A 25452-nucleotide genomic window follows, 5' to 3' on the forward strand; every position below is an offset into this window, starting at 1 on the left:
TGATATTACAATGAACAAAATTCTGGTACTGATTATAGTTTTGACTTTGATTTCCTGTAAAAATGGAAATCAGATATCCAGCGTTACTATAGATAAAAATCAGGATCCTTATCAGATCTATATTTCTCTTTTTAAGGAAAACCCAGAATTCGTCGCTTCTAATTTTGATTACCCAATAGGCAAATCAAATGCTGAAGGGTATTATAATGCCCAAAAATTTAGAAAAAACAACCACTTAGGCGATGACTGGAACGGCATTGGAGGAGGCAATACAGATCTGGGAGATCCCATATATGCTATTGCTAATGGATATGTTTCTTTTGCTAAGGATATTAAAGGAGGCTGGGGTAATGTCATTAGAGTTATACATCAATACAAAGGAAAATATTACGAATCTATATATGCCCATTGTGATTCTATAGCTGTAAAAAAAGGAGATTTTGTTAAAAAAGGCGCCCTAATCGCTACTATAGGTACTGCAAATGGCATATATTTGGCTCACTTGCATCTAGAAATCAGGAATGATATTTTTATGGATATCGGAGGTGGATATGCAAATGATAGCTCTGGATATTTAGATCCAACAGAGTTTATTAAAAACAATTAAAATACATAAAAATGAATTCTAACATAATCTACATTTTTACTATTGTATTAAGTGCAATCCTATTGTTCTCATGTAAAACAGAAAAGAAAGATCAAAACCCCGTAGAAGTTGAAACTTCTTCTAATAAATACACTATTCTAGGTACAATAAAAAATATACCTGATAGTACTAAGCTTGATTTTCGTGTAAACAACATAAAAATAGATTCAACAATAGTCATCAATGAAAAATTCGAATTTAAAGGCACTGTAGACGAACCTACTTCGGTATATATTTCTGTAGCTAATCATAAAGAAGGTTTTTTTTATTTATGGGTTGAAAATCAAGAAATCAAAATCGATGCAGAAAGAGGGGATTTAAGAAATGCTAGTATTTCGGGAGGAAAAACACAACAAGAAAGTGTTGTTACAAAAAAAAGAATAGACAGTCTTTATCAACAAATAAGTGAAGTACATAAAATATTAGAAGCTGAAAGAAGCACTAAAAAAGAGCGAGATTCTTTAATCCAACAACAAAACAATATTTTTGAAAAAATCAAAAATATTAATCTAGAATTCATCAAAGAGCATCCAGATTCTTATGTTAGTGCTAATCTATTAAGTTCTTATAGCACTTCATTGGACAAAGATAAGATCGCCCAATTATATGCTGATTTTTCTGATAGAATTAAAACATCAAAAAATGGTGAATCTATAAAACATTATCTTTCTCTTCCTGATCGACTAAACATCGGAGATAAATATATTGACTTCGAGTTACCCAATACAAAAGGTGAAATGGTAAAATTATCTGATATCGAAGGAAAATATGTGTTAGTAGAGTTTTGGTCTTCATGGTGTGGCCCTTGTCGAAAATCAAACCCTAAACTAATCCAAAACTACAATATCTATAAAGAAAAAGGCCTTGAAATCATAGGGGTATCCCTTGAGCAAGATAAAAAATCCTGGTTACAGGCTATAGAAAAAGATAAACTACCCTGGACTAATGTTATAGAGTCCAAACATTTTAAATCAGATATAGCATTAATTTATGGAGTACACGGAGTTCCTGATAATTTTATAATTGATAAGAATGGAATCATCGTTGCAAAGACATTACGTGGGTCACAATTAGAAAACAAGCTCAAAGAATTATTTCAATAACAATATAAAAATAATGGCAAAAATCGTTCCGTTTAAAGCTATTCGGCCAACAAGGGATAAAGTAAGTTTGGTTGCTTCAAGATCCTATCAAAGTTATACTTCTTTTGAGCGAGATTCCCGAATGGACTATAACCCCTACTCTTTTTTACATATCGTAAATCCTGGATATAAATACCAAAAAGAGATTTCGGGAGAAGAACGCTATAAATTAGTCCGAAATCGATATCTCGAGTTTAAAGAAGATCAGATTTTTATGCAAGATGGTAGTTCCTGCTATTACATATACAAGATAGTAAATCGTGAACAAGAATCATTTTGTGGGATTATTGCCGCTGCTAGTGCAGAAGATTATAAAAATGATATCATAAAAAAACACGAAGATACAATCGAGTATCGTGAAAATACTTTTAAAGAATATTTAAAAACAGTTGGGTTTAATGCAGAACCAGTGCTACTTACATACCCGGATAATGATGTAATAGCACAGATTATTTCAAAAACAATAGAAACCCGGGCAGAGTATGAATTTACAACTACAAATCGAGACACTCATTATCTATGGAAAGTAGATAACCAGCAATCTATTGATAAAATACAAGAAGCTTTTTCTGCTATGAAAACCATATATATAGCAGATGGTCATCATCGCTCTGCTTCTTCTTATTTATTATCACAAGATCTAAAAGAAAGCAATACGACACATCAAGGAGATGAGACTTATAACTTTTTTATGAGCTACCTGATTCCCGAATCTGATCTTAAAATTTATGAGTTCAATAGATTGATAAAAGATCTTAATGGGCTGACTAAAGAAGAGTTTTTGATTCAGTTAGATGAGTGGTTTCGTATAGAAAACAGAGGAATCGAATTCTACAAACCTTCTAAACCTCATCATTTCAGCATGTATCTTGACGGGGAATTTTATTCTTTATACCTTAGAAAAACAGCTTACGAGTTCACAGATGCTCTAGAAGAATTAGATGCTCAGGTTTTGTATAAAACAGTATTAAAACCTATTCTAAACATAGAAGATTTACGTAATGACACCCGTATCGAATACACACATGGTAAAAATGATATTGTATTTGTAAAAAGTATGGTGGATAGTGGTGAGTATGAAGTTGGTTTTGGGCTTTTTCCTGCTTCAGTAGAACAGATCAAAAAAATTGCCGACGAAGGTCTTACCATGCCTCCAAAAAGCACATATATAGAACCAAAATTAAGAAGTGGAATCACTATTTATGAGTTTTAACATTAATAATCATTTTTAATTGTAAACAATAAAAGGATGCTTGAAATTCAAGCATCCTTTGTCTTTTTTCAATACATTTTGGTTTTAAGAGAATTGAAAACCTATATTTTATAGGGTATGCACATAAAACCCAATTCTATCAATATTTGATCCTGAACGGCCGTAGAAACCTAATATTTCAAATCCACTAGGTGGAATTGAAGCATTAAAATAACTACCTCCATTACCTCCATGAGTAAATGTTTTTTTATTGGTATAGATAGTTAATTTATCCAAACGACTCCCACTTCTTCCTGAAATTCGTTTTATACGCTCATCATTGCTAAAAAAATGAAGGTAATAATTCCCTCCATTACCACCTCTATTCACACCTGTATAAATGGTACCAGAAGGTGATTTATAATAAACGATCAATTTATCTACCCTACTACCTGTTCTCATGGCAACTGCATGAATTCTTGTTCCACTAGGAGGGTTCACACTAAAAGCACTACCTCCTCCTCCTCCGAAAGGACCTATCGAGTACGAATATGCTTTACTACTACTTTCTGTTACATTCCCCTCAAGAGGAATAGCATTTTTTAATTCCTCAGGAAAGCTCTCCCATTCTACCAATTGTGAATTGGCATCATCATAACTAGGTAATTCTTGGGTATTTTCTACCTCTTCTTTTATCTCATCTTTCTGACATGAGATCATAAAACTGAACAGTGTTAATACTGCTAGAAAAATTGATTTTTTCATAAAAACTTAATTTAAATTGGTTAAAATAAAATTGTTAATTATCACTTTTAACTTCCTTTTTAAAAGCACATTAAGATACAATCACTACCGAAATCCCTAATATTAATTAACATATATATAGGAGATGTACGATTTAAACCACGAATACTTTTGACATCTGTAGAAATTAGAAATATGACCTAAATACTTACCCTTTATCCAAGAAAAAAGAGAGTAATCATTTAGTGTAAAAAAGACCATGATTAGTCTTTGATTTGTAAATAAATAACGGATAACCCATAACAATAAAAAATGATTTTAGATATCTTTGCAAACTATGAATGATATCGAACAAAACCTTCATGAGATAAAAACATCAATTCCTGAAGAAGTTACTCTGGTAGCAGTATCCAAAACCAAACCTGTTTCTGACCTAATGAATGCGTATGAAGCCGGTCAAAGAATTTTTGGCGAAAATAAGATTCAGGAAATGACCGAAAAGTGGGAAACTATGCCAAAAGATATTAGCTGGCATATGATCGGGCATGTGCAAACCAACAAGGTGAAATACATGGCTCCCTTTGTAGATCTGATTCATGCAGTAGATAGTTACAAATTACTTAAAGAGATTGACAAACAAGCAAAAAAATATAATAGAACTATTAACTGTCTATTGCAAATTAAAATTGCCGAAGAGGAAAGTAAATTTGGTTTATCAGAACAGGATGCTATCACCTTATTAAACACTGAAGAAGTTAAGAATTTGACTAATGTTAATATTCAAGGGCTTATGGGTATGGCTACTTTTACAAATAATGAACAACAAATACATAACGAATTTAAAAAAATATCATCTTTTTTTGAAGAATTAAAACCAAAACATTCACAATTAGAAGTCTTATCGATTGGCATGAGTGGAGATTATAAAATAGCTATTAACTATGGAAGCACTATGGTTAGGATAGGAAGTTCTATCTTTGGAGCTAGAAATTATGGGTGATTAATACTTGATTTATCAAATAGAAGAATAAATATATAAATGGAGATACTTATTATAACCGGTCCTCCTTATTCTGGGAAGGGAACTCAATGTGAGATTTTAAAAAAGAATCTTAGCTATAAGCACATTTCAACAGGAGATAGATGTAGATTAGAAAAAGAAAATAAAACGGAGATTGGAGAAATAATGTCTAAATATGAAGAAAAAGGTGATTTAGTTCCTGATTCAATCATGAAAGAATTATTTGGCCAAATTTTGGACGAAAATAAACAAGAAAAAGGAATAATTTTAGACGGGTATCCCAGAACTACAACACAAGTAGTAAATCTTTTAGAATTGATAAATGCTAGAAAACTAAAAATTGGAAAGGTTTTAAATATAGAGGTTCCTAAGCAAGAACTTCTAAAAAGAGCTAAGAAAAGAGCTGAGACTTCTTCTCGAAAAGATGACAAAGATGTCAATATTCATTTAAAGAGAATTGAAATTTTTGAAGAATTAACCAAGCCATCAATAAACTATATGAAATCAAACCTAAACGTTTTAACCTTTGATGGTCTTGGAAGTGTTGATGAAATTACAGAACGAATAATTGCTAACCTTAATAATATATAAAACCAACGCCCCTAATTAAATTAACCTCGAAAGAATAAAGATTACAGAATTATATGTATGCAATTTTAGATATTGAAACAACCGGAGGAAAATATAATGAAGAAGGAATTACTGAAATTGCTATTTATAAATTTGACGGACATGATGTAGTAGATCAATTTATAAGCCTGGTTAATCCCGAACGTCCTATACAGCCATTCGTAGTTAATCTTACCGGGATAAACAATCAAATGCTTCACAATGCTCCAAAATTTTATGAGGTAGCCAAAAGAATTGTTGAAATCACTACAAACTGCGTTATTGTAGCACATAATTCTAGTTTTGACTACAGGATTTTAAGAACCGAATTCTCGAGATTAGGATTCGAATTCGAGCGACAGTCTTTATGTACCGTAGAGCTTTCTAAAAAATTAATCCCTGATCAACAATCATATAGTTTAGGTAAACTTGTTCGTGGACTTGGCATCCCACTTTCTGACAGACACAGAGCCAATGGCGATGCTTTGGCAACAGTAAAACTTTTTAAACTACTATTGACCAAAGATTTAGAAAAAAAGATAATTATAGATACGGTTCGAACAGAAACTAAGCGGCAAGTCGATGACAAACTCCTTAAACTGATTGAAAATGCTCCTACAGCAACAGGTGTATATTATATGCATCGAGAAGATGGGACTATCATATATATTGGTAAAAGTAAAAACATAAAAAAACGCCTCAATCAACATTTTACAAACGATAATAGGAAATCTAAAAAAATACAGGAAGAAGTTGTTAGTGTAACTTATGAAAATACAGGAAGCGAACTCTTAGCGCTACTCAAAGAAAGTGAAGAGATAAAACGTAACAAACCAAAATATAACAGGGCACTTCGCAAAACAAAATTTGATCAGGCCTTATACCAATTTACAGATGACAAAGGGTACATAAATTTCAAAGTTCAAAAAGCAGATCATCGTAAAACAAGCATAACTACTTTTTCTAACAGACAACAAGCTAAGACATATATGCATCGATGGACAGAGGAATATAGTCTGTGTCAAAAACTGATGGGATTAGATAGCGGGAAGAGTAACTGTTTTAACTACACTATAAAACAGTGCCATGGTGCTTGTATTCATGATGAATCTATAGAAGACTATAACATCCGTGCGCAGAAACTCATCTTCAATAACTCTTTTCAAAGTCAGGATATGATTATTATTGATCAAGGAAGAGATATTGATGAACAAAGTGTGATATTAGTAGAGGAAGGGAAATTTAGAGGTATAGGATACTTCAATTTAAATCATCAGATCAATAATATAGAGATTTTACGCTCTATTATTACTCCGATGACTCATAACAGAGATGCCCAACACATCATCCAAAGTTATGTACGTACACATAAAAGATTAAAGATTATTAAACTACAAAAAAATGAATAGAACTTTAACCTTATTCTTTATTACTTTCTCCCTTTTTATAAATGCTCAAGAAGCTTACAATAGCAAAAGTATGGTGGTGAGCATGATTGACTTACAAAGCTCGACATATAAAAAAGACAGTACGGCTAATGCTTTTTTCATATACGAAAAAGGTTTTAGCAGAATGGAAAATGGAGGAAATTATAATTTATTAACGGATTATGAAGCTAAGATAAAAATACTAAATAAGCAAGGGTTTGATCACGCTACTGTAAAAGTTCTTCTATACAGAAACAAAAACAATAAAGAATCTTTTAATAGCCTCGTAGCATATACTTATAACCTGGAACAAGGTAAGGTTATAAAGACCAAAGTAGAAAAAGATCAAATCTATTATGAGAAATATGATCAAAATTTCACTTTGGTAAAGTTTGTATTTTCTAACATAAAACCTGGCTCTGTACTGACTTATAAATACCAAGTAGAATCTCCTTTTATGTATAAGTTTAATGGATGGGAATTTCAAGATGACATACCAAAAATATATAGTGAGTTTATAGCTGATCTACCTGGTAACTATGTCTACAACATAAAACTAGTAGGAACTCTAAAGCTAGATACTAGAGAATCTACTCTTAAAAAAAATTGCCTCCAAGCATCAGGCTATGGGTCTGCTGATTGTTCTCACAACATATATGCTATGAAAGATATTCCTGCTTTCAAAAAAGAAAAATATATGACTGCAAAGAATAATTATTTTTCCCGTATTGAATATGAATTAAAAGAATTTAAAGGGTATGACGGAAAGAATAAAAAATATACCCAAACCTGGAAAAATGTTGATGATAAATTAAAAAAAGAAGCAACAATTGGGGTGCAGCTTAAAAAACTATCTATTACCAAAAATCTTCTTCCTGACTCTATACAATCACTACCTAAAGATATAACTAAAGCAAAAATGATCTACCGCTATATTTTGAATAATTATAAGTGGAACAAGAAAAAAAGAATTTTTAATGATGGTAATATTAATAAAGTAATTAAAGACAAGGTAGGTAATGTTACTGGTATTAATATACTTTTTCATAACATATTAAAGCAACAACAATTTAACGTACACCCTGTATTACTGTCTACAAGAGATAATGGTTATGCAACAAAAATTCACCCAGTGATTTCTGATTTTAATTATCTTATTGTGCAATTATCCCTAGATGGAGAAACATATCTATTAGATGCTACCGAAAAGGAATTAGCATTTGGTGAAGTTCCTTTTCGTTGTTTAAATCAACACGGTAGACTATTAGATTTTAAAAACGGTAGTTCCTGGATAGATATAAAACCCGTAAAGCGTTCATTATTTTATTACAAAGAAGAACTAAAGCTAAACAAAGAATTAAAACTAAATGGCAAGGCAAAACATATTTCCTCTGGTTACCATGGATACTATAAAAGAAAAGAACTAGATCAGGTCGACAAACAAAGTTATTTAGATTTCAGAAAAAAGAAAGTGTCTGGAGTAAAAATAACCAATATTAGCATTAAAAATGAGAAGGATTATGATAAACCATTTGAAGAAGAATTTCAGTTCATAAGAAATACCGAAACAATTGATAATACGATTTATATAAAACCATTTACCCTACCTTTTTTCAAAGAAACTCCCTTTAAACTTAACCAGAGAACATATCCTGTTGATTTTGGTTACCCAGACTCATATACTTATTTAGTTTCTATCGAATTACCCGAAGAATATGAATTTGTTGACATACCTAATAATTCTTTATTTACTATCCCTAATAATCTAGGCCAAGTAGGCGTTAATTTTCAGAAAAATGGAAAAAAATTAATTATTACTCACAGAATAACATTTAATTCTTCATATTATCCTGTGGAATATTATAAAATACTTAAAGATTTTTTTAATCTTATTATTGAGATAGAAAATGATACTCTTATAGCAGTTAATAAAGTAAATTAGTTTTTTAGTACTTTTATTCAAAATCAAGAAATTTGAACAATAATTCGACTCATAAATCCTGGAAAAATCGATTACACGATATCATTTATGAAGCAGATACTCCAATAGGAAAGTTATTTGATATAATTCTGCTTATTTTAATTGTATTAAGTATTATTTTTGTAATGCTCGAAAGTGTAAAAGGCTTATCTGCCGAAACCTATAGGCTCTTATACTATGCTGAATGGGTAATCACGATATTTTTCACTTTTGAATATGTCGCTCGTATTATTTCGATAAAAAAATCTTCTTCGTATATTTTTAGTTTTTATGGGATCATTGATCTTTTATCTACCTTACCTCTATATCTATCATTTTTTGTTACAGGTACTAGTGCATTACTTGCCGTTAGGGCATTGCGATTACTTCGAGTTTTCAGAATATTAAAAATCTCCAGATATATTGGGGAATCCAACAGATTAGCTAAAGCGATAAAGGATAGTAGAGCCAAAATACTGGTATTTCTATTTGCTGTACTAGTTTTATGTATTATTATGGGTACAGTAATGTATATTATAGAAGGAGAAGAAAGTGGTTTTAAAAGCATCCCTATAAGCGTATATTGGTGTATTGTTACTTTAACTACTGTTGGTTATGGTGATATTGCTCCAGCTACTCCGTTAGGGCAATTCCTTGCAGCTATTATAATGATTATGGGATATGGTATTATTGCTGTTCCTACAGGTATTGTAAGTGCAGAGTACACAAATCACCAAGCTAATAAAGTACATCTAAATACTCAATCTTGTAGTCACTGTAGTGAAAATGAACATCATGACAACGCGAAATTCTGCCATAAATGCGGAGAGGACTTACACTATGACAATGAATAAAAATCTAATTGTTGTTGTCGGGCCAACTGCTATAGGTAAAACTAGCCTGAGTATCCAACTCGCAAATTATTTTGGCTGTGAAATTATCTCTGCAGATAGCAGGCAGTTTTATAAAGAGATGAGCATTGGCACCGCAGCCCCTTCTCCTGATGAATTGAAACAAGCTAAACATCATTTTATCCAACATATAAGTATTGAAAATGAATATAGTGTTGGTGATTTTGAAAAAGATGCTCTAGATAAACTTAGTAAATTATTCAAAAATAATGACTATGCTATTCTTGTCGGAGGTTCTGGGCTATATATTGATGCGGTAACTAAAGGATTGGATCTTTTTCCTGAAATAGACATAAAGATTAGACAAGAACTTCAAAAAGAATATGAGAACAAAGGAATTGAAAATTTACAGCAGCAATTAAAAATTTTAGATCCATCATATTATGAAAAAGTAGACTTAAATAATACGCATAGAGTTATGAGGGCCCTAGAAGTATGTATTGGTAGCGGAGAACCTTATTCATCATTTCTTACTAAACCACGAAAAAAACGACCTTTTAATACTATTAAAATTGGAGTTACAGCAGAAAGACAAACTATTTATGATAGAATAAATCAACGCGTAGAACTAATGGCTAAAGCTGGATTGCTAGATGAAGTAAAGAGCCTTTACCCGTATAAATCATTAAACGCATTAAATACTGTAGGATACAAAGAAATATTCAAATACCTGAATAAAGAATGGGATTTGGATTTTGCACTTTCTGAAATCAAAAAAAACACCAGACGCTTTGCCAAGAGACAACTTACTTGGTTTAAAAAAGATTTAGAAACAAAGTGGTATGACTACAAAGAAGACATCCAATCCATTACAACGTATATAAAAAAAAGTTCACTATGACTAATATCACATAATGAACTTTTATAAGTTAGTTACCGTTACTATTCCTACGATTCTTCGTTTCTAACAACTAGTCTAAATCCTTCTCCGTGAATGTTAAGGATTTCGACATTTTCGTCTTTCTTTAAATACTTCCTAAGTTTAGCTATATATACATCCATACTACGAGAGGTAAAATAATTATCATCTCTCCATATTTTTGTCAAAGCCAATTCTCTAGGCATCAAATCATTAAGATGCAACGCTAATAAACGAAGTAATTCATTCTCTTTTGGAGAAAGCTTAATCGGATCTTCTTCCTTATACGTTAAAAAACGAAGTTTTGAATTAAGGTGAAAGCCTCCAATGTTAAACTCGAATTGTTTACTATCTGCAACAGATTCTGTACTTTTACGCTGCATGATAGCTTGTATTTTCATCAGCAACACCTCACTATCAAAAGGTTTATTAAGGTAATCATCTGCTCCTACTTTGTACCCTTTCAATACATCTTCTTTCATTGCTTTTGCAGTTAAAAAGATAATCGGTATTTCTTCATTTTTTTCTCTAATCTCCTTTGCTAATGTAAATCCGTCTTTATAAGGCATCATGACATCAAGAATACACATATCATAATCATCCTTTTTGAATTTCTCGAAGCCTTCCATACCATTTTTAGCATGTACAACATCGTAATCATTCATTACTAGATAATCCTTTAATACTGTTCCAAAGTTTGGATCATCTTCTACAAGCAAAATCTTTTTGTTTTCTGTTTCCATATTTTAAGATATTAACGGTAATTTAATTATAAATGTGGAGCCTTTTCCCCTTTCGCTCTCCACCCATATCTGACCATGATGATCATCAATAATTCTCTTTACGTATGTTAGCCCCAACCCGTGTCCTTTTACATTATGAAGATCCCCTGTATGTTCTCTAAAGAACTTTTCAAAAATCTTTTTCTGTGCTACTTTACTCATACCAATTCCTTGATCACGAACTTTAAGAACAATGCTATTTTTTACATTTTCTGTATATACATCTATTTTGGGTTCATCTTCTGAATATTTTATCGCATTATCCAGAATATTCACAACTACATTAGTCAAATGACTATCATTAGCTAATACTGTTGTTTTAAGTGCTCCTAAATGCATTTTTACATACCCTTCTCTATTTTCTACAATTAAAGACACATGTGTAATCGCATCTTCAATAATATCATGCAATTCTTGCCTTTCTTTCTTAATGTTAAGCTCATTTTTCTCTAACTGAGATATCCTTAACACATTTTCTACCTGGGCATGCATTCTTTTATTCTCTTCACGTATCATACTCAAATAACGCTGCACTTTCTCTGGATCTCCTCCTATTTTTGGGTTCTTTATAGAATCTAATGCCAAATTAATCGTAGCAATAGGAGTCTTAAGCTCATGCGTCATATTATTAATAAAATCTGTTTTAATTTGTGATATCTGTCGTTGCTGCATCAATTGCGATAAAGCACTGGAATATGCAACTACAATAATTAACGTAAATATTATAGATAATATGGCCATTCCTTTTATGGACGAAAGCACATATTGTTTTTTTCCAGTAAAATTAACATATAACTGATACTCACTTACTCCTTCATCATTTACAAAAAGAGGTATTGCATATGTTGTTGGATAATCCAAACTAAAATCATCAGAACGTACTTTAGTAGCCAATGCATTACTATAAATAGCATATTCAAAGTCTACTTTTATATCTCTCTCTTCCAGTTCTTTCCTTAATAGATAATCTATTTCTCTTTTTTGAACCCTTCTATGTATTGGTATAAAACTGGCAATCTCTCCTATCACTATTTCATAATCCATTCTTTGGAGATCCGTTAATCCACGTATTCTCTCTAATTTGGATTTAGAATTTTGCTTTACAAAACCACTTTTATCATTTTGTGTAGCAGAATCGGTATTACGATTTAAAATATTCTTTAATCGAACTGTATCAATATTTAAATTTACAAAAGACGAAAACAACTTATGATCTTCTTCTAAAATACCATCTGTATGAGTAAACGACTTTGTCGTATTATCTATACTAATATTCAGAAGCTGACGTATAGTCTTGTTATCAGGTTCTTCTATGCTATCCAGAATCTCTTGTAATGGGAAAAACATTTCTTCAAATTCTCTGTACTGAATTCTATTAGATACAGATATCAGTATTTGTTTCGCATTAAAAGAAAACTGTTCTTCATTATTCTCTACAGTGTTGTTAATCCAATATCCCTGAACAAAAATAATCCCAATTAATGACAAACTCATCAGGATTATCAGCAACACGAATAACCTTTTATTCATAAATCAAAAGTAAGACTTTAACATTTAGCTACTTTAGGGTTTAACCAAATGTTAACAGAATGAAAGATTCGGATTACAAACGTTTTATAGAGATATTTCTTCATGAACCCTATACACCTGTCTTTCAGTATCTTCTATGTTTTCATTATATATTACAAAATCGGATAACGGGAATTTTCGGTCGTCTTCCCACTGGTTATTCATCCTAGAAAGTATATCTTCTCTAGTGGTTTTGTCTCTTTTTAGGACCCGTTGAATTCTTGTTTCTATTGGTGCTGACACAAGAATTGTATAATCACACTGCTTATAACTTTCATTTTCAAAAAGTATAGCCGCTTCTTTTACTACGTAGTTTCCTTTTTGATTACTTTTCCAACAATCAAAATGATTTGCCACAGCAGGGTGAACAATGGCGTTTAACCGAAGTAGTTTAGAAGAGTCATTAAAAACTATATTTGCAATATAAGGCCTGTTTAATTCTCCGTTTACATAAGAATCATTTCCTAATAATGCGATAATTTGCTTTTTTACTGACTCATCTTCATTCATAAGCTTTTTAGCTTCAATATCAGCTATATAAACTGAAACCCCTAGTTGTTCAAACATTTTGGCGACTGTGGATTTCCCACTACCTATACCTCCTGTTAGACCTACTACTTTCATACCTCAACTTATTTCAACAGTACAAATTGAACTTGTTTCATCTGCAGACGTACATCATGAACATAATCTGGTTTGCTCACTAGCTCTAAAGTTAAAAACAAACTTTCTTCAGATGCTTTAGCATAATCAGCTACTACCATAAAATCTCTAGGGCTTATTTCATTATACTTATCTAACCCTACCCTATACACGACAGAAATCTCTTTAGGAAAGATCTTAATTTCTGCGCCCTCTGGTATATTATTTAATGTGATAGGAATTTTTTGGTCACCCTCTGTAAATTTACTCACCAAAACGTTAGCTTTTACTTGTGTAGGAGCAATAGTAATAGTAGGTGGTAAATCTTCAATATCTATATCTAATTTTGAAGTATAGTTAACATTTAACCCTTCTAAATCTAAATTTTCTGTTGTTATATACTGTATAGTATCTATAATCTGTGAGGGACCACTAATAGTAATAGAATCAGGAGAAACCACCAGCCCTTTATCGCTACCATATCCAATAGCATATTGAATCTTTTGAGCTATTTTAACAGGGATTTTTTTTTCGAGATTATGATCCAATTTTAATCGTAAGGTATCTTTTTGCACAGACAACACCCTTCCTTTAAAATCTAATTTATTTTTTAATACTGAGGATTCTTTATCAACACGAAAATAATATTGATCTTCACTATTCATAATTGCATCTTCTACATTAAATTGCAATGTAGGTCTACTCCAGTTATGATTCATCAATCTAAAACCATTTCCGTTAAGAACCATTCTTAGCGTTTGATCACTCTGATCATTAAAAATTTTGTCTTGTGGTATATTAGTATATTGTATTGCTACCTCTACTTCTTGGGTATAATTTTTGGAAAATTGTATAAATAACCACAAGATTGAAGTGAATATTAGAAAAAACAAAAAGGTTTTTACATTACTCCTTTTTAAAGAAAATCTATTCTTTGTTCTATCTGACATACAAATTACTTTGAAAAAAACAGTTTTTTAAATTGCTTTTCGGGTACTTTTTTTAATAGATGAATATAATAATAAGATTTCAGGAATCCTTTTCCGTATCCATAAAATTGTACCAAAACTGCCAAAATAGATTGTATACCTATAGATACATTCTTATATTCTAGAGTGGCACCCAGAAAAATAATCCCTAAATACATTCCTAAAATAGCAATAAAATACCACCATCCCAAAAGTACAGTTACAACAGAGAACACAATATACATTAAGAATAGAGTAGGAAACCAATACGTAAGTTTAGCAGTATCTGGGTGCCATTTATTTAAAATAGGGCGTACTAACCCGAATTTATTAACCTGAATATAGAACTTCTTCCAGGAGATTCTTCTTTTATGAAATACTTTGGCTTCAGGAATTAATGTAGTATCATATCCTAGTTTCCATAATCTTATGGTGAGATCCGGATCTTCTCCGGGATGTATATTTCCGAATCCACCTGAAGCCTGAAAAGCTTCTTTTGACAATCCCATATTAAAACTACGAGGTTGAAATTTACCTACTGTATTTTTACGTCCTCTAATTCCGCCAGTAGTCAAATACGAAGTCATACTATAACTTATCGCTTTCTGAAGGTTAGAAAAGCTTTGATGAGCATCATCAGGGCCTCCATAACAATGTACAAAAGTATCAGACAAAAAACTTTCTGCTTTAGACAAATATTCTTTTGGTAATAGCACATCACTATCAAGAATAATGAAGTAGTTACCTTTTGCCTTACGCATACCAAAATTACGTGAATCTCCCGGTCCTGTATTTGATTTCTGGTAATAACTTATAGATAATCTATCTGTGAAAGTTTCTATAACCTCCTTGGAGGTATCAGACGATCCATCTTCTACAATTACAATCTCATATGGCTTGATATAATCCATAACCACCATACTATCCAGCAGCTCTTTAATCTCATTTGGCCTGTTATATACGGGCACAATAAAGGAGAAATATATTTCCATATTGCAAAGGTATGTGGTATCCACAAAAAATCCCATTACCAATTAAGAATGGGATTTTATACTAATTTATAATAGTTTTTTTTTAGAAAACCTTTATTCTTCTCCTATAAATTTATCCATTACTAACTGGCTTACTCCCATATTAGAAAAGCCACCGTCGTGATATAAATTCTGAAGTGTTACTTTTTTAGTCAGGTCAGAGAATAGTGTAATTGTATAATCAGCACACTCTGCTGCCGTCGCATTACCAAGAGGTGACATTTTATCTGCATACTCTATAAATCCATCAAAACCTTTCACTCCTTTTCCTGCTGTTGTTGGGGTTGGAGATTGAGAAATTGTATTTACTCGTACTTTACTATCTCTACCAAAGAAATACCCAAAACTACGAGCAATAGACTCTAAATATGCCTTATTATCCGCCATATCATTATAGTCAGGAAAAACTCGTTGTGCCGCCATATATGTCAAACCAACTATACTTCCCCAATCATTCATTGCTTTTTTCTTATATAGAGTTTGCATAGTTTTATGAAAAGAAAGCGCAGATACATCTAATCCTTTTTGTGTCCAGTCATAGTTCTGATCTGTATAATGACGTCCTTTACGTACATTTATTGACATCCCTATAGAATGCAAAACAAAATCAAGTTTACCTCCTAAAATTTCTGTTGCCTTATCCACAAGATTTTCTAAATCTTCTAATGAAGTAGCATCTGCAGGTATAACTTGAGTATTAGTTTTTTCTGCAAGAGTATTTATAGCCCCCATTCGCATTGCAACAGGAGCATTGGTAAGAACAAAACTTCCTCCTTCTTCATAAACACGCTCTGCGGTTTTCCAAGCGATTGAATTTTCGTCAAGTGCCCCAAAAATAATTCCTCTTTTACCTTTTAATAAATTGTATGACATTTAATTATAAATTAAAGTATGGTTATACGAGCGGTAAAGATAATAAAACGACCCAAACCACAACTAATCGAAATAGAATTTAGTTACATCTAGAAAAAAAATATTTATAGATTCTCTGTAGCATCAATCTAACCTCTAAACTATCAGAATCTGAAATATTCTTTTTGTATCCCATAACATGGAGTTTTATTCCTCGATGAGATACTAATAAAATCTATGTAGATTACCTTGATATTATGTAAGTAAATTAGATCTTGAGCAAAATCAATTTTTAAAACTAAATGAAATTAACTCACAATAAATTGATTTTTATCAGCATATACTGTATATTTGATATTTAAATCTTTTATTGAGTATTATTTTCAAAATATCAGTTTGATTTGTGATGTAAGATTATATACAAAATAAACCTCCCCCATAGCATATTATTTTCTTAGGAAAAATATACTATTTCATCCCCCCATAGAGTATTTGAAATAATTATAGAATTATTTCTATAAAAAGAATGGTGTACCTGTTTCTAAAAAGACTTTGTTCTTATTAATCCAGGTGATTGATTCTTAGTAAGAAACATTCAATTTATGTATTGAAATAATTCTTTATATAATAAAATTAACCATCATTAAAAATGTCATATTATGAAAAAAAATTACCCAACTAATTATCATCATTGTCAGATGTTTTTATTTTTTGAATTTTAAAACACTAAAAAAACAGGGGCTTTTTCTTAGAATACATTAATAAAACGGGGCATGAAAATTATTACGTTAACTCTCTTATATAAGAGGATCATCACTCTTATTTATCTTTTTGCACTACTATTCTCATCAACTTGTGTTTATGGGTATTTTTCTCATAAAAACAAGCACCCTTCTTTGATTCTAAAAGACACTACAACCAATATTGAGTATGCAAATCGATTAAGTCTTTCCATAATCAAAATACAGGATGCTACAACTACTGGGATATGTTGTGATGGCAAGGCTAAAGCTGTCGCATCTGGCGGAAAACCAGGCTATACATACCAATGGAGTGCTTCTGCTAATAATCAAACCACTGCAACAGCAAATCTTCTTACCAATCGCACACACAGTGTTACAGTAACTGATACTGATGGAAATCAAGCTACACAAAGTATTGTCATTAAATGTCTTAATACTTGTGATATCAAAACTACAAATAAGGTAACCAATGTATCTTGCACTGGTGATGCCAAAGGATCCATTGACTTAACAGTTGAGAATGGAACTCCTCCATTTACTTTTGCCTGGAGCAATGGTTCTCCTGATGAAGACTTGAAGAATGTAATAGCCGGAACATACTCGGTAACAATTACTGATGCTACAAATTGTACTACCACAAGCTCAGCTACAATAACCGAACCTAATGAAGCTGTAGCTGTTTCTATCGCCAAACGAACCCATATTAGCTGTAACGGTTTAGGTCAGATTACTATAGAAGGATCTGGAGGAACACCACCTTATTCATATTCTATCGATAATGGAGCTAATTATCAAACTAGTGAAACATTTCTAGATCTTGCGCAAGGAAATTATACGATAAAGATACGTGATGCTAATTGCTGCACCTCTATAGTTTGTACAGCAATTTTATTTAATTGTACCGATGCAGTAACAGATATCAATAACACCTTTATTAACACTCCCGTTTCTGGCAATGTATTAACCAATGATGAAGACCTAGAAGGAGATACACAAACAGTAACGACAACTACCGTAACTACCTCAGAAGGGGTTATTGTTGATATAGAACCTAATACTGGAATCTATACATACACCCCTCCTACTGGGTTTACAGGAGAAGACACTTTCGAATACACTATTTGTGATAACGGCAACCCGGTTGCTTGTGACACGGCTACTGTATACATCGAAGTGCTTCCTATCCGAGATCCTAAAAACGAGGCACCTATTGCAAATCCAGATACTGCGTTTACCGAAATAAATACTCCTGTAAACAGTAATGTATTGGTTAATGATTTCGATCCCGATGGAGACCCTATTACAGTAACAACAACTACAGTAACCACAACAGAAGGAGTTAGCGTAGCTATAGATTCCAACACTGGAGCATATAGTTATATCCCTCCTACCGGTTTTACTGGTGATGACACTTTCGAATATACCATATGTGATAATGGGAATCCTTCCTTATGCGACACTACTATTGTTATAATTACGGTTATAAAAAATCAGAGCAATAGTACTTTTGCTAATGATGATGCGTATTTTACCGAATGCGAAAATATTCTAGGAAATGTGCTGGATAACGATTTTGATCCAGAAGGAGATACTCAAACCATAAATATAATTCCGGTAGATGATGTAGATAACGGAATTCTTACCCTTAACACTAATGGTTCCTTTACATACACTCCTAATTCTGGGTACACGGGTACAGATAGCTTTATTTATACGGTATGCGACAATAGCTCTCCAATTACTGCTTGTGATCAAGCCACTGTATACATTACCATATCAACTACCACACCTCCTAACACAACTAATTGCAATGTAACAAATGAAAGCATCGAATGCAATGGAACAAATAATGAAACTATAGCCAACATCTGGAATGCTGATAATATTGCAGAATTAGAATCCTGTGTTTCTGACACTTGTAATACAGATTTTACTGGTCAAATAACTTCAAATTATGATTTTAATAATTTAGTAAGTTCCTGTGGCTTAGGAGGTAATATAGAGGTCATATACACTATTACAGATAAAAATGGAGACACAACGACTCTTACAGCAACTCTTACTTTGTATGATTCTACTCCTCCAGACCTAACAAGCTGTACAATTCCCGATTTAACCCTAGCATGCTCTACAACTAATATTGAAGAAATTGCCAGTCAATGGAATGATGATAATATCACCAAATTAGAAACCTGTGCAACTGATAATTGTAATGTAAATACAACTGCATCAGTAACTTCGGATTACGACTTTGATAATATAACAGATAGAGTTTTGGTAGTAGAATATAACATTACAGATGATTGTAATAACACAACTACACTACAAGCAAAAATAACATTTGAAAACAATTCTGTAATCGCAAATGACACCAGCTTATGTGCTCTGGATGAAATAGAATCACAAATTTTTGATTTGTTCGACCTACTAGAAGGCGACTATAGTACTGGTGGAATCTGGGAAGTTACATCTGGAAATACATCTGTAATTGATGATCATTTTTTTGATCCATTAAGCATCGAATTATTGGACAAAGATACCTCTGAAGAGATTGTATTTAGTTACACAGAAAACAACTTAGCTTGTCCAATATATCTTGAAACAACAATAGAAGTGCATAATAGATGTGCAGTATTCTCTTGTGGGGAAGATACTATCAAAATTTCAAAGGTAATTACACCAAATGGAGATTCGTACAATGAATATTTTGCAGTGAATGGTGTAGAAAACTGTGGTTATGTTGTAGATGTTAAAATTATTAATCGTTGGGGGGCAATTATATACAAATCAAGTGACTATCAAAATGATTGGAATGGCACAGCACATCAATCATCTTTAGGGTCAGCAAATCAAGTACCTAGTGGTACATATTATTGTATTGTGACCATAAACAATAGTGGTTTAAAACCATTTAGCTCCCCATTATATATTGGCACAAAATAAAAAATAATTAATGGGCATCGCAAAAAACAAAATAGGAGTATTATTAATACTATGCATTAGCGCTATCGGATATACACAACAGTTACCGCAGTTTACGCAATATATGTTTAATACCATATCCATAAATCCGGCTTATGCAGGCAGTAGAGAGACATTAAGTATCGTAGGTTTGCACAGAAGTCAATGGACAGGAATACAAGGTGGCCCTGAAACCCAGACACTATCTGCTCATTCTCCATTACGAAACGAAAAAATAGGAGTTGGATTATCTGTAATACGAGATACTCCTGGGTTTGAAAACTACCTATATATTTATGGTGATTTCTCATATTCTATTAATATTACAGATAATTCGAAATTAGCTTTTGGATTCAAGGCTGGAGCTACTAATTACAATTTAGATCAGGAATTTTTAAATGATCCTGAGGTAACAGAAGATCCTTTCTTTGGAAATTACGCTAACCGTTGGAATCCTAATATTGGTGCAGGGCTATATCTGCACTCAGACAAATGGTATCTCGGGCTATCATCACCAAGAATATTAAACACCGATAATAATCGTACCGCTGAAACATCTACGGTAGAATATGTAGCACTAGAACGTGTTAGTTATTATTTAACAGGAGGATATGTATTTGATCTTACTACAAACACAAAATTAAAACCATCAGCTCTTTTTAAAGCAACAAATGGAGCCCCAGTTTCTGTTGATTTAAATGCGAATTTCCTATTCTATGAAAAATTTTGGCTCGGAGGCTCATACAGATATAATGAATACACCGCTTCAATAGGAGCTTTAGCCGATTTTCAAGTAACAAAACAAATTAGAATCGGCTATGCCTATGAGCATTTTATTTCAGACATAAGACCATATATAGGTGGTACTCATGAATTTTTACTGATGTATGAACTGTTTAATGAAAAGCGCGTTAGATCTCCAAGATACTTTTAATATTATACGCATGAAAAATAGAATATTTCTAATTTTAGCATTACTGTTTAGCACCTTTATTCATGCTCAAAAAATAAAGGTAGCAGATAAATATTTTAGAGATTTCGCATATTTAAAAGCCGTAGAACTATATAAAGAAGCATTAAAAAAAGAAGATAGTAGCGAACACATCCTATCTAGAATTGGAGATTGTTATTATAACAATTCTAACTCAAAACAAGCATATTTTTGGTACAACAAAGCAGTTAACAAGTACAATAAAATACACCCTCAATATATCTATAAGTATATACAAACTTTACGAAGTTTGGGCAAATACAATGAAGCTAACCTCTGGCTTAAAAAGTTTAAAAAGCTTCAACAAAACGGTAAGTACACTAAAAAATTTAAAAGTATAAGTCTTGAAAAATTTCAAGAATTATCTACCCCAAAAGATATTCATGTTCGGGTAATCAACTTAAACTCCAATAGCAAATATTCAGATTTCGGTGGGTATGAACAAAATGGAAATTTATATTTTTCATCTTCTCGAGCAGATGATAATACTAAAGGCAAAAAGAAAATTTATAAATGGAATGGAGAGCCTTATTTAAATATCTACCAATCTACAATTGATCGAATTGATTCGACCATTGTAGTAAATGACATTGCTCCCATTTCTTCAGACATAGTAAATTTAAAGAATGAACATGAAGGCACATTAACAATCACTAAGGATGGAAAAACACTCTTTTTTACCAGAAACAATATTAATAAAAGAAAAAGAACATCTTATGACAAAGAAGGCAATTCTAATCTAAAACTATATAGAGCTAAGTTTAAAGGTAACCAATGGACAGCCGTTGAAGAACTACCATTTAATGATAAAACTTTCTCTACAGGACATCCAACGTTAAGCCCAGATGAAAAAACCTTATATTTTGTATCAGACAGAAAAGGAGGATATGGGCAATCAGACATATATAAAGTAGCTATTAACGATGATGATTCTTTTGGAGTTGTAAAAAACTTAGGTGATAAAATTAATACCGAAGGCCGAGAAGTATTTCCTTTTGTAGCAAAAGACTCTACACTATATTTCTCATCAGACAGTCATATAAACCTTGGTTTTTTAGATATTTACAAATCTAACATACTTAAAAAAAGGGTTGATGAGGATATAGAGATTAAGAACCTTGGAGCTCCTTATAATAGTGGTTATGATGATTTTGCTTTCTCATTAAACTCAAATGGTGATTCTGGATATTTCTCATCTAATAGAACTGAAGGTAAGGGAAGCGATGACATATATGCTTTTGACAAGTATGAATGTAAACAAGTTTTAACCGGCATAACATACGATAAACTTACCTTAAAATCACTTGCTGATGTTACTGTCAAAATTATTGATGAAACGGGTAAAATTATCAGCACCACCCTATCAGATAACAACGGCAACTACGTTTTTGAAGAAATATCATGTAGAAAAACATATTCTATCCTTGCTACCAAAGCAAATTACAGACCTGATTCAAAACAATTTTCAACAACTACAACTAATGGAAACAAGGTCAAATTAGATTTATACCTAACTCCACTAATTATAAAGAAAGAAATTGTAGTTAACCCTATTTTCTTTGATTTTGACAAATATGATATTCGTGCAGATGCAGCATATGAATTAGAGAATATTGTTAATGTAATGCGAGAAAACCCTAAAATGATTATAAAGATTGAGTCTCATACAGATAATAGAGGAAGTGCAAAATATAACATGAAACTTTCTTATAGACGAGCTAATGCTACCAGAGATTATATTTTATCCAGAGGAATTGCTAAAGAAAGGATTCCAAGTGCAAAAGGGTATGGAGAATCTCAACTATTAAACAAGTGCGGCATAAACAACAAACCTCCCTGTACCGAAAAAGAACACGATGAAAACAGACGTTCAGCTTTTTTAATACTCAATGACTATAAATAATTAACACACATCTTGAAGTAATTAGAAAAGTACTACTTTTTGATAAAAATATTAGTGCAGTACATCACTCCATCTTCATTTTGTTCTATAGAAATATCAAAAGCCGTAAAATCTCCTTCTATGGTACTTCTATGGCTATCACTTTTTATCCACGCATTAACAATAGATTCTGCCGAGGAATACCCATATCCTACATTTTCGGCTACTTTACTCGCTCCTGCGTTAGTAACAAGGTATGATTTACGCTCATAAAAATAATCGTGAGATATGTTATTTTGCTTAATCATATAATCGGTATGCCTATATGCTTGTGATTTTATAACATCCAAAGGTGTAAGAGCATTTAATTCTTTGGAAATCCTATAGTTGTTTATAAGATCCAAAATTTCAATTTCAATTGATTTTACTTCGGGGACAATAAATTCTTTATTAGAAGACCCTAAATCTTCTTCAACATTTTCTGCAGAACACGAATATAACAACATTGCCATACAAGCAATATAGATTACTTTAACAGGTGATTTCATAATTTGGGGGCGTAGGTTTTGGGGCTACCGATACAAGCTACAAAATAAAAGAAGACAAACTATGGCCAGAGTGTTAAAATCGACAAAAAACACCCTTTAAACGTCTTATATTGCAAATAATCGATAAAATACATAGTTTTAGCACTTTAAGGCTTGTTTTTTAGAGACTCGATCAAAGCGTATAACAATCTACTTATTTATGGTAGATTCACAACTTTTCCCTATCTAATTTAAGGCTGAATTTAATAACGATTTTGCATGGGTTAATGCCGAATCAGAAATATTTTTACCACCTATCATTTCGGCGATTTCCTTAATTCGTTCTTCCTCGCTTAACAATTTAAGCTGAGTAATAGTAGTATTTTGTATATCTTCTTTGTAGACTTTATAATGGTTTTGGCCATTAGCAGCAATCTGTGGCAAGTGTGTAATGCTAAAAACCTGTAGGTTTTTACTCATATTCATCATTAAATCTGCCATTTTATGAGCAACTTCACCGGATACACCAGTATCTATTTCATCAAAAATTATTGTTGGTAATTGCGTATATCTTGATAGAATAGATTTAATAGCAATCATAATTCTTGATAGTTCTCCTCCTGAAGCTACTTTTTTAAGCTGTCCAAACGCTCCTCCTTTATTGGCAGAGAATAAAAATGTTAGTACTTCTTTTCCATTAGACAAATACTTATTCTGTAGCTCTAAAGAAGCTTGAAATGCAGCATTTGGCATCCCTAACGCTTTAAGAATTTCTTCTAGCTCCTTTATCAGTAAAGGAAGCGCTTTATTTCGTTTCTTATGAATCTTTCCTGCAACCTCATCTAATTGAGATTGAATAGTAATTATTTCTTTTTTAAGTCTCTCTATATCTTCGGAAAGAGATTCTGTTTTAGAAACTTTTTCTCGCAGCGCATCTGCTATTACAATTAATTCTTTTATATCTGATACGGCATGTTTTACTTGCAGATTATGTAATAATTGTAAACGTTGACTAATTTGCTCTAGTCGCACAGGGTCTGCCTCCAGCTTTTCTAATTCATCAAGCAATGAACTGCTTATATCATCTAATTCTATATAAACACTTTGGATTCTTTTAGAAAGCTCTTGCAAAGGTCCAGAATACGATTCTATCTTCGTGAGGTTATTTTTAATTGTATTTAATTGATCAGACACCCCAACCTCTTCTGAAGACATTATAGCAGCAGATCCTGATAATCGTTCCTGAATTTCTTCTATATTATTAAGCTGATCGTATTGTTCTTCTAGCTCTTGTAGTTCACCAGGTTTAAGCTTTGCTTCTTCCAATTCACTTAAAAGAAAAGCATTGTAGTCATATTCTTTTGTGAAATTTTCCTGATCTGTTATAAGAACACCTACTTCTTTTTCTTTTTCTTTTAAGAGCTCAAGACCCCGTCTATAAGATTTTATTTCGCGATCTGCATCAGCCAATGCATCTAATACCTCAAACTGAAAATCATTTGTAGTTACTTCTAATGTCTGATGTTGACTATGAATATCTATTAATCTACTTCCCAGAGATGCCAATGACTGCAAAGTGACAGGAGTATCATTAATAAAAGCTCTGGATTTACCAGATGGTAGAATCTCACGTCTGATTATAGTTTGATCTTCATAATCCAGTGCTGCTTCTTCAAAAAAAGAAGCAAGCCCGTATTTCTTTACATCAAAAACTCCTTCTATGACACATTTTTGAGAGTTATCTTTAACACTGCTAAGATCTGCTCTTTTTCCTAATAGCAGTCCCAAAGCACCAAGCAATAAAGATTTACCCGCTCCAGTTTCTCCTGTAATCGTTATTAAACCAGAATCAAAAGCTACTTGTAGCTCTTCTATTAAGGCGAAGTTTTTTATAGAAAGACCTTTTAGCAAAGGATAGAAAAGTTTTTGTTGTTTTTAAAAAAGTAAAGATACTATTTACAATAATTAAAAATAGTATTTAAATTTTTAATTA

At 32.0% G+C, this 25452-nt stretch carries 21 protein-coding genes; 12 read left to right on the plus strand and 9 right to left on the minus strand.

Annotation, left to right across the window (positions count from 1 at the left end; all coding sequences use genetic code 11):
- The first annotated feature begins 10 nt into the window (after positions 1-10).
- The 3 genes from ATE84_RS20340 to ATE84_RS20350 are packed head-to-tail and all read left to right on the plus strand — an operon-like array spanning position 11 to position 3001.
- Entirely contained in the window at positions 11-607 is a 597-nt protein-coding gene (locus ATE84_RS20340; RefSeq protein WP_101449715.1) for a M23 family metallopeptidase, read from the plus strand.
- 11 nt (positions 608-618) lie between these two features.
- The gene (locus ATE84_RS20345) at positions 619-1749 is read left to right on the plus strand and encodes a TlpA disulfide reductase family protein (protein ID WP_101449716.1); all 1131 of its coding nucleotides are present in this window, start codon (positions 619-621) and stop codon (positions 1747-1749) included.
- Between the two features lie 13 nt (positions 1750-1762).
- Positions 1763-3001 (plus strand): DUF1015 domain-containing protein, encoded by a 1239-nt coding sequence (locus tag ATE84_RS20350; protein WP_101449717.1) that lies wholly within the window; start codon positions 1763-1765, stop codon positions 2999-3001.
- 108 nt (positions 3002-3109) lie between these two features.
- Here ATE84_RS20350 and ATE84_RS20355 read toward each other — a convergent pair whose 3' ends face one another.
- On the minus strand, positions 3110-3745 hold the full coding sequence (locus ATE84_RS20355) for a jacalin-like lectin (RefSeq protein WP_101449718.1): 636 nt from the start codon (positions 3743-3745) through the stop codon (positions 3110-3112).
- Between the two features lie 316 nt (positions 3746-4061).
- Here ATE84_RS20355 and ATE84_RS20360 point away from each other — a divergent pair, with 316 nt between their 5' ends.
- From ATE84_RS20360 to miaA, 6 genes are read left to right on the plus strand one after another with little or no spacing between them, the layout of a single operon-like run.
- Positions 4062-4724 carry a YggS family pyridoxal phosphate-dependent enzyme gene (locus tag ATE84_RS20360; RefSeq protein WP_101449719.1) on the plus strand — a complete coding sequence of 221 codons (663 nt, stop codon included), beginning with the start codon at positions 4062-4064 and terminating at the stop codon, positions 4722-4724.
- Between the two features lie 39 nt (positions 4725-4763).
- On the plus strand, positions 4764-5336 hold the full coding sequence (locus ATE84_RS20365; RefSeq protein ID WP_101449720.1) for a nucleoside monophosphate kinase: 573 nt from the start codon (positions 4764-4766) through the stop codon (positions 5334-5336).
- 53 nt (positions 5337-5389) lie between these two features.
- Complete coding sequence (locus tag ATE84_RS20370) at positions 5390-6763, plus strand: exonuclease domain-containing protein (RefSeq protein WP_101449721.1); 1374 nt, start codon at positions 5390-5392, stop codon at positions 6761-6763.
- Complete coding sequence (locus ATE84_RS20375; RefSeq protein ID WP_101449722.1) at positions 6756-8723, plus strand: DUF3857 domain-containing protein; 1968 nt, start codon at positions 6756-6758, stop codon at positions 8721-8723. The genes ATE84_RS20370 and ATE84_RS20375 overlap by 8 nt, the downstream gene beginning before the upstream one ends.
- A gap of 32 nt (positions 8724-8755) precedes the next feature.
- The gene (locus ATE84_RS20380; RefSeq protein WP_101449723.1) at positions 8756-9595 is read left to right on the plus strand and encodes an ion transporter; all 840 of its coding nucleotides are present in this window, start codon (positions 8756-8758) and stop codon (positions 9593-9595) included.
- Complete coding sequence (miaA, locus tag ATE84_RS20385; protein WP_101449724.1) at positions 9588-10493, plus strand: tRNA (adenosine(37)-N6)-dimethylallyltransferase MiaA; 906 nt, start codon at positions 9588-9590, stop codon at positions 10491-10493. Before ATE84_RS20380 ends, miaA begins: the two co-directional genes overlap by 8 nt.
- 47 nt (positions 10494-10540) lie before the next feature.
- Here miaA and ATE84_RS20390 read toward each other — a convergent pair whose 3' ends face one another.
- The 6 genes from ATE84_RS20390 to ATE84_RS20415 form a co-directional block, all read right to left on the minus strand.
- Positions 10541-11254 carry a response regulator transcription factor gene (locus ATE84_RS20390; RefSeq protein ID WP_101449725.1) on the minus strand — a complete coding sequence of 238 codons (714 nt, stop codon included), beginning with the start codon at positions 11252-11254 and terminating at the stop codon, positions 10541-10543.
- Between the two features lie 3 nt (positions 11255-11257).
- Positions 11258-12823, minus strand: coding sequence for a sensor histidine kinase KdpD (locus ATE84_RS20395; RefSeq protein WP_101449726.1), 1566 nt, complete (start codon positions 12821-12823; stop codon positions 11258-11260).
- A gap of 84 nt (positions 12824-12907) precedes the next feature.
- Positions 12908-13486 (minus strand): dephospho-CoA kinase, encoded by a 579-nt coding sequence (coaE, locus tag ATE84_RS20400; protein WP_101449727.1) that lies wholly within the window; start codon positions 13484-13486, stop codon positions 12908-12910.
- An 8-nt stretch (positions 13487-13494) separates the two neighbouring features.
- Complete coding sequence (locus ATE84_RS20405; protein WP_101449728.1) at positions 13495-14454, minus strand: YbbR-like domain-containing protein; 960 nt, start codon at positions 14452-14454, stop codon at positions 13495-13497.
- Positions 14455-14459: 5 nt separating this feature from the next.
- A complete protein-coding gene (locus ATE84_RS20410) occupies positions 14460-15464 on the minus strand; it encodes a glycosyltransferase family 2 protein (protein WP_101451127.1) in 1005 nt (334 codons plus the stop codon).
- A 93-nt stretch (positions 15465-15557) separates the two neighbouring features.
- On the minus strand, positions 15558-16376 hold the full coding sequence (locus tag ATE84_RS20415; protein WP_101449729.1) for an enoyl-ACP reductase: 819 nt from the start codon (positions 16374-16376) through the stop codon (positions 15558-15560).
- A 752-nt stretch (positions 16377-17128) separates the two neighbouring features.
- Here ATE84_RS20415 and ATE84_RS20420 point away from each other — a divergent pair.
- From ATE84_RS20420 to ATE84_RS20430, 3 genes are read left to right on the plus strand one after another with little or no spacing between them, the layout of a single operon-like run.
- Positions 17129-20041: an Ig-like domain-containing protein gene (locus ATE84_RS20420; RefSeq protein WP_101449730.1), complete on the plus strand. Its 2913-nt coding sequence runs from the start codon at positions 17129-17131 to the stop codon at positions 20039-20041.
- A 10-nt stretch (positions 20042-20051) separates the two neighbouring features.
- Complete coding sequence (locus tag ATE84_RS20425) at positions 20052-20993, plus strand: type IX secretion system membrane protein PorP/SprF (protein ID WP_101449731.1); 942 nt, start codon at positions 20052-20054, stop codon at positions 20991-20993.
- Between the two features lie 10 nt (positions 20994-21003).
- The gene (locus ATE84_RS20430) at positions 21004-22953 is read left to right on the plus strand and encodes an OmpA family protein (RefSeq protein WP_101449732.1); all 1950 of its coding nucleotides are present in this window, start codon (positions 21004-21006) and stop codon (positions 22951-22953) included.
- A 32-nt stretch (positions 22954-22985) separates the two neighbouring features.
- On the opposite strand, the gene ATE84_RS20435 is transcribed toward ATE84_RS20430, so the two are convergent.
- The gene (locus tag ATE84_RS20435) at positions 22986-23480 is read right to left on the minus strand and encodes a CAP domain-containing protein (RefSeq protein WP_101449733.1); all 495 of its coding nucleotides are present in this window, start codon (positions 23478-23480) and stop codon (positions 22986-22988) included.
- Positions 23481-23705: 225 nt separating this feature from the next.
- The gene (gene recN / locus ATE84_RS20440) at positions 23706-25370 is read right to left on the minus strand and encodes a DNA repair protein RecN (protein ID WP_101449734.1); all 1665 of its coding nucleotides are present in this window, start codon (positions 25368-25370) and stop codon (positions 23706-23708) included.
- Between the last annotated feature and the right edge of the window lie 82 nt (positions 25371-25452).

This window comes from Aquimarina sp. MAR_2010_214, assembly GCF_002846555.1.
Taxonomy (GTDB): Bacteria; Bacteroidota; Bacteroidia; order Flavobacteriales; family Flavobacteriaceae; genus Aquimarina.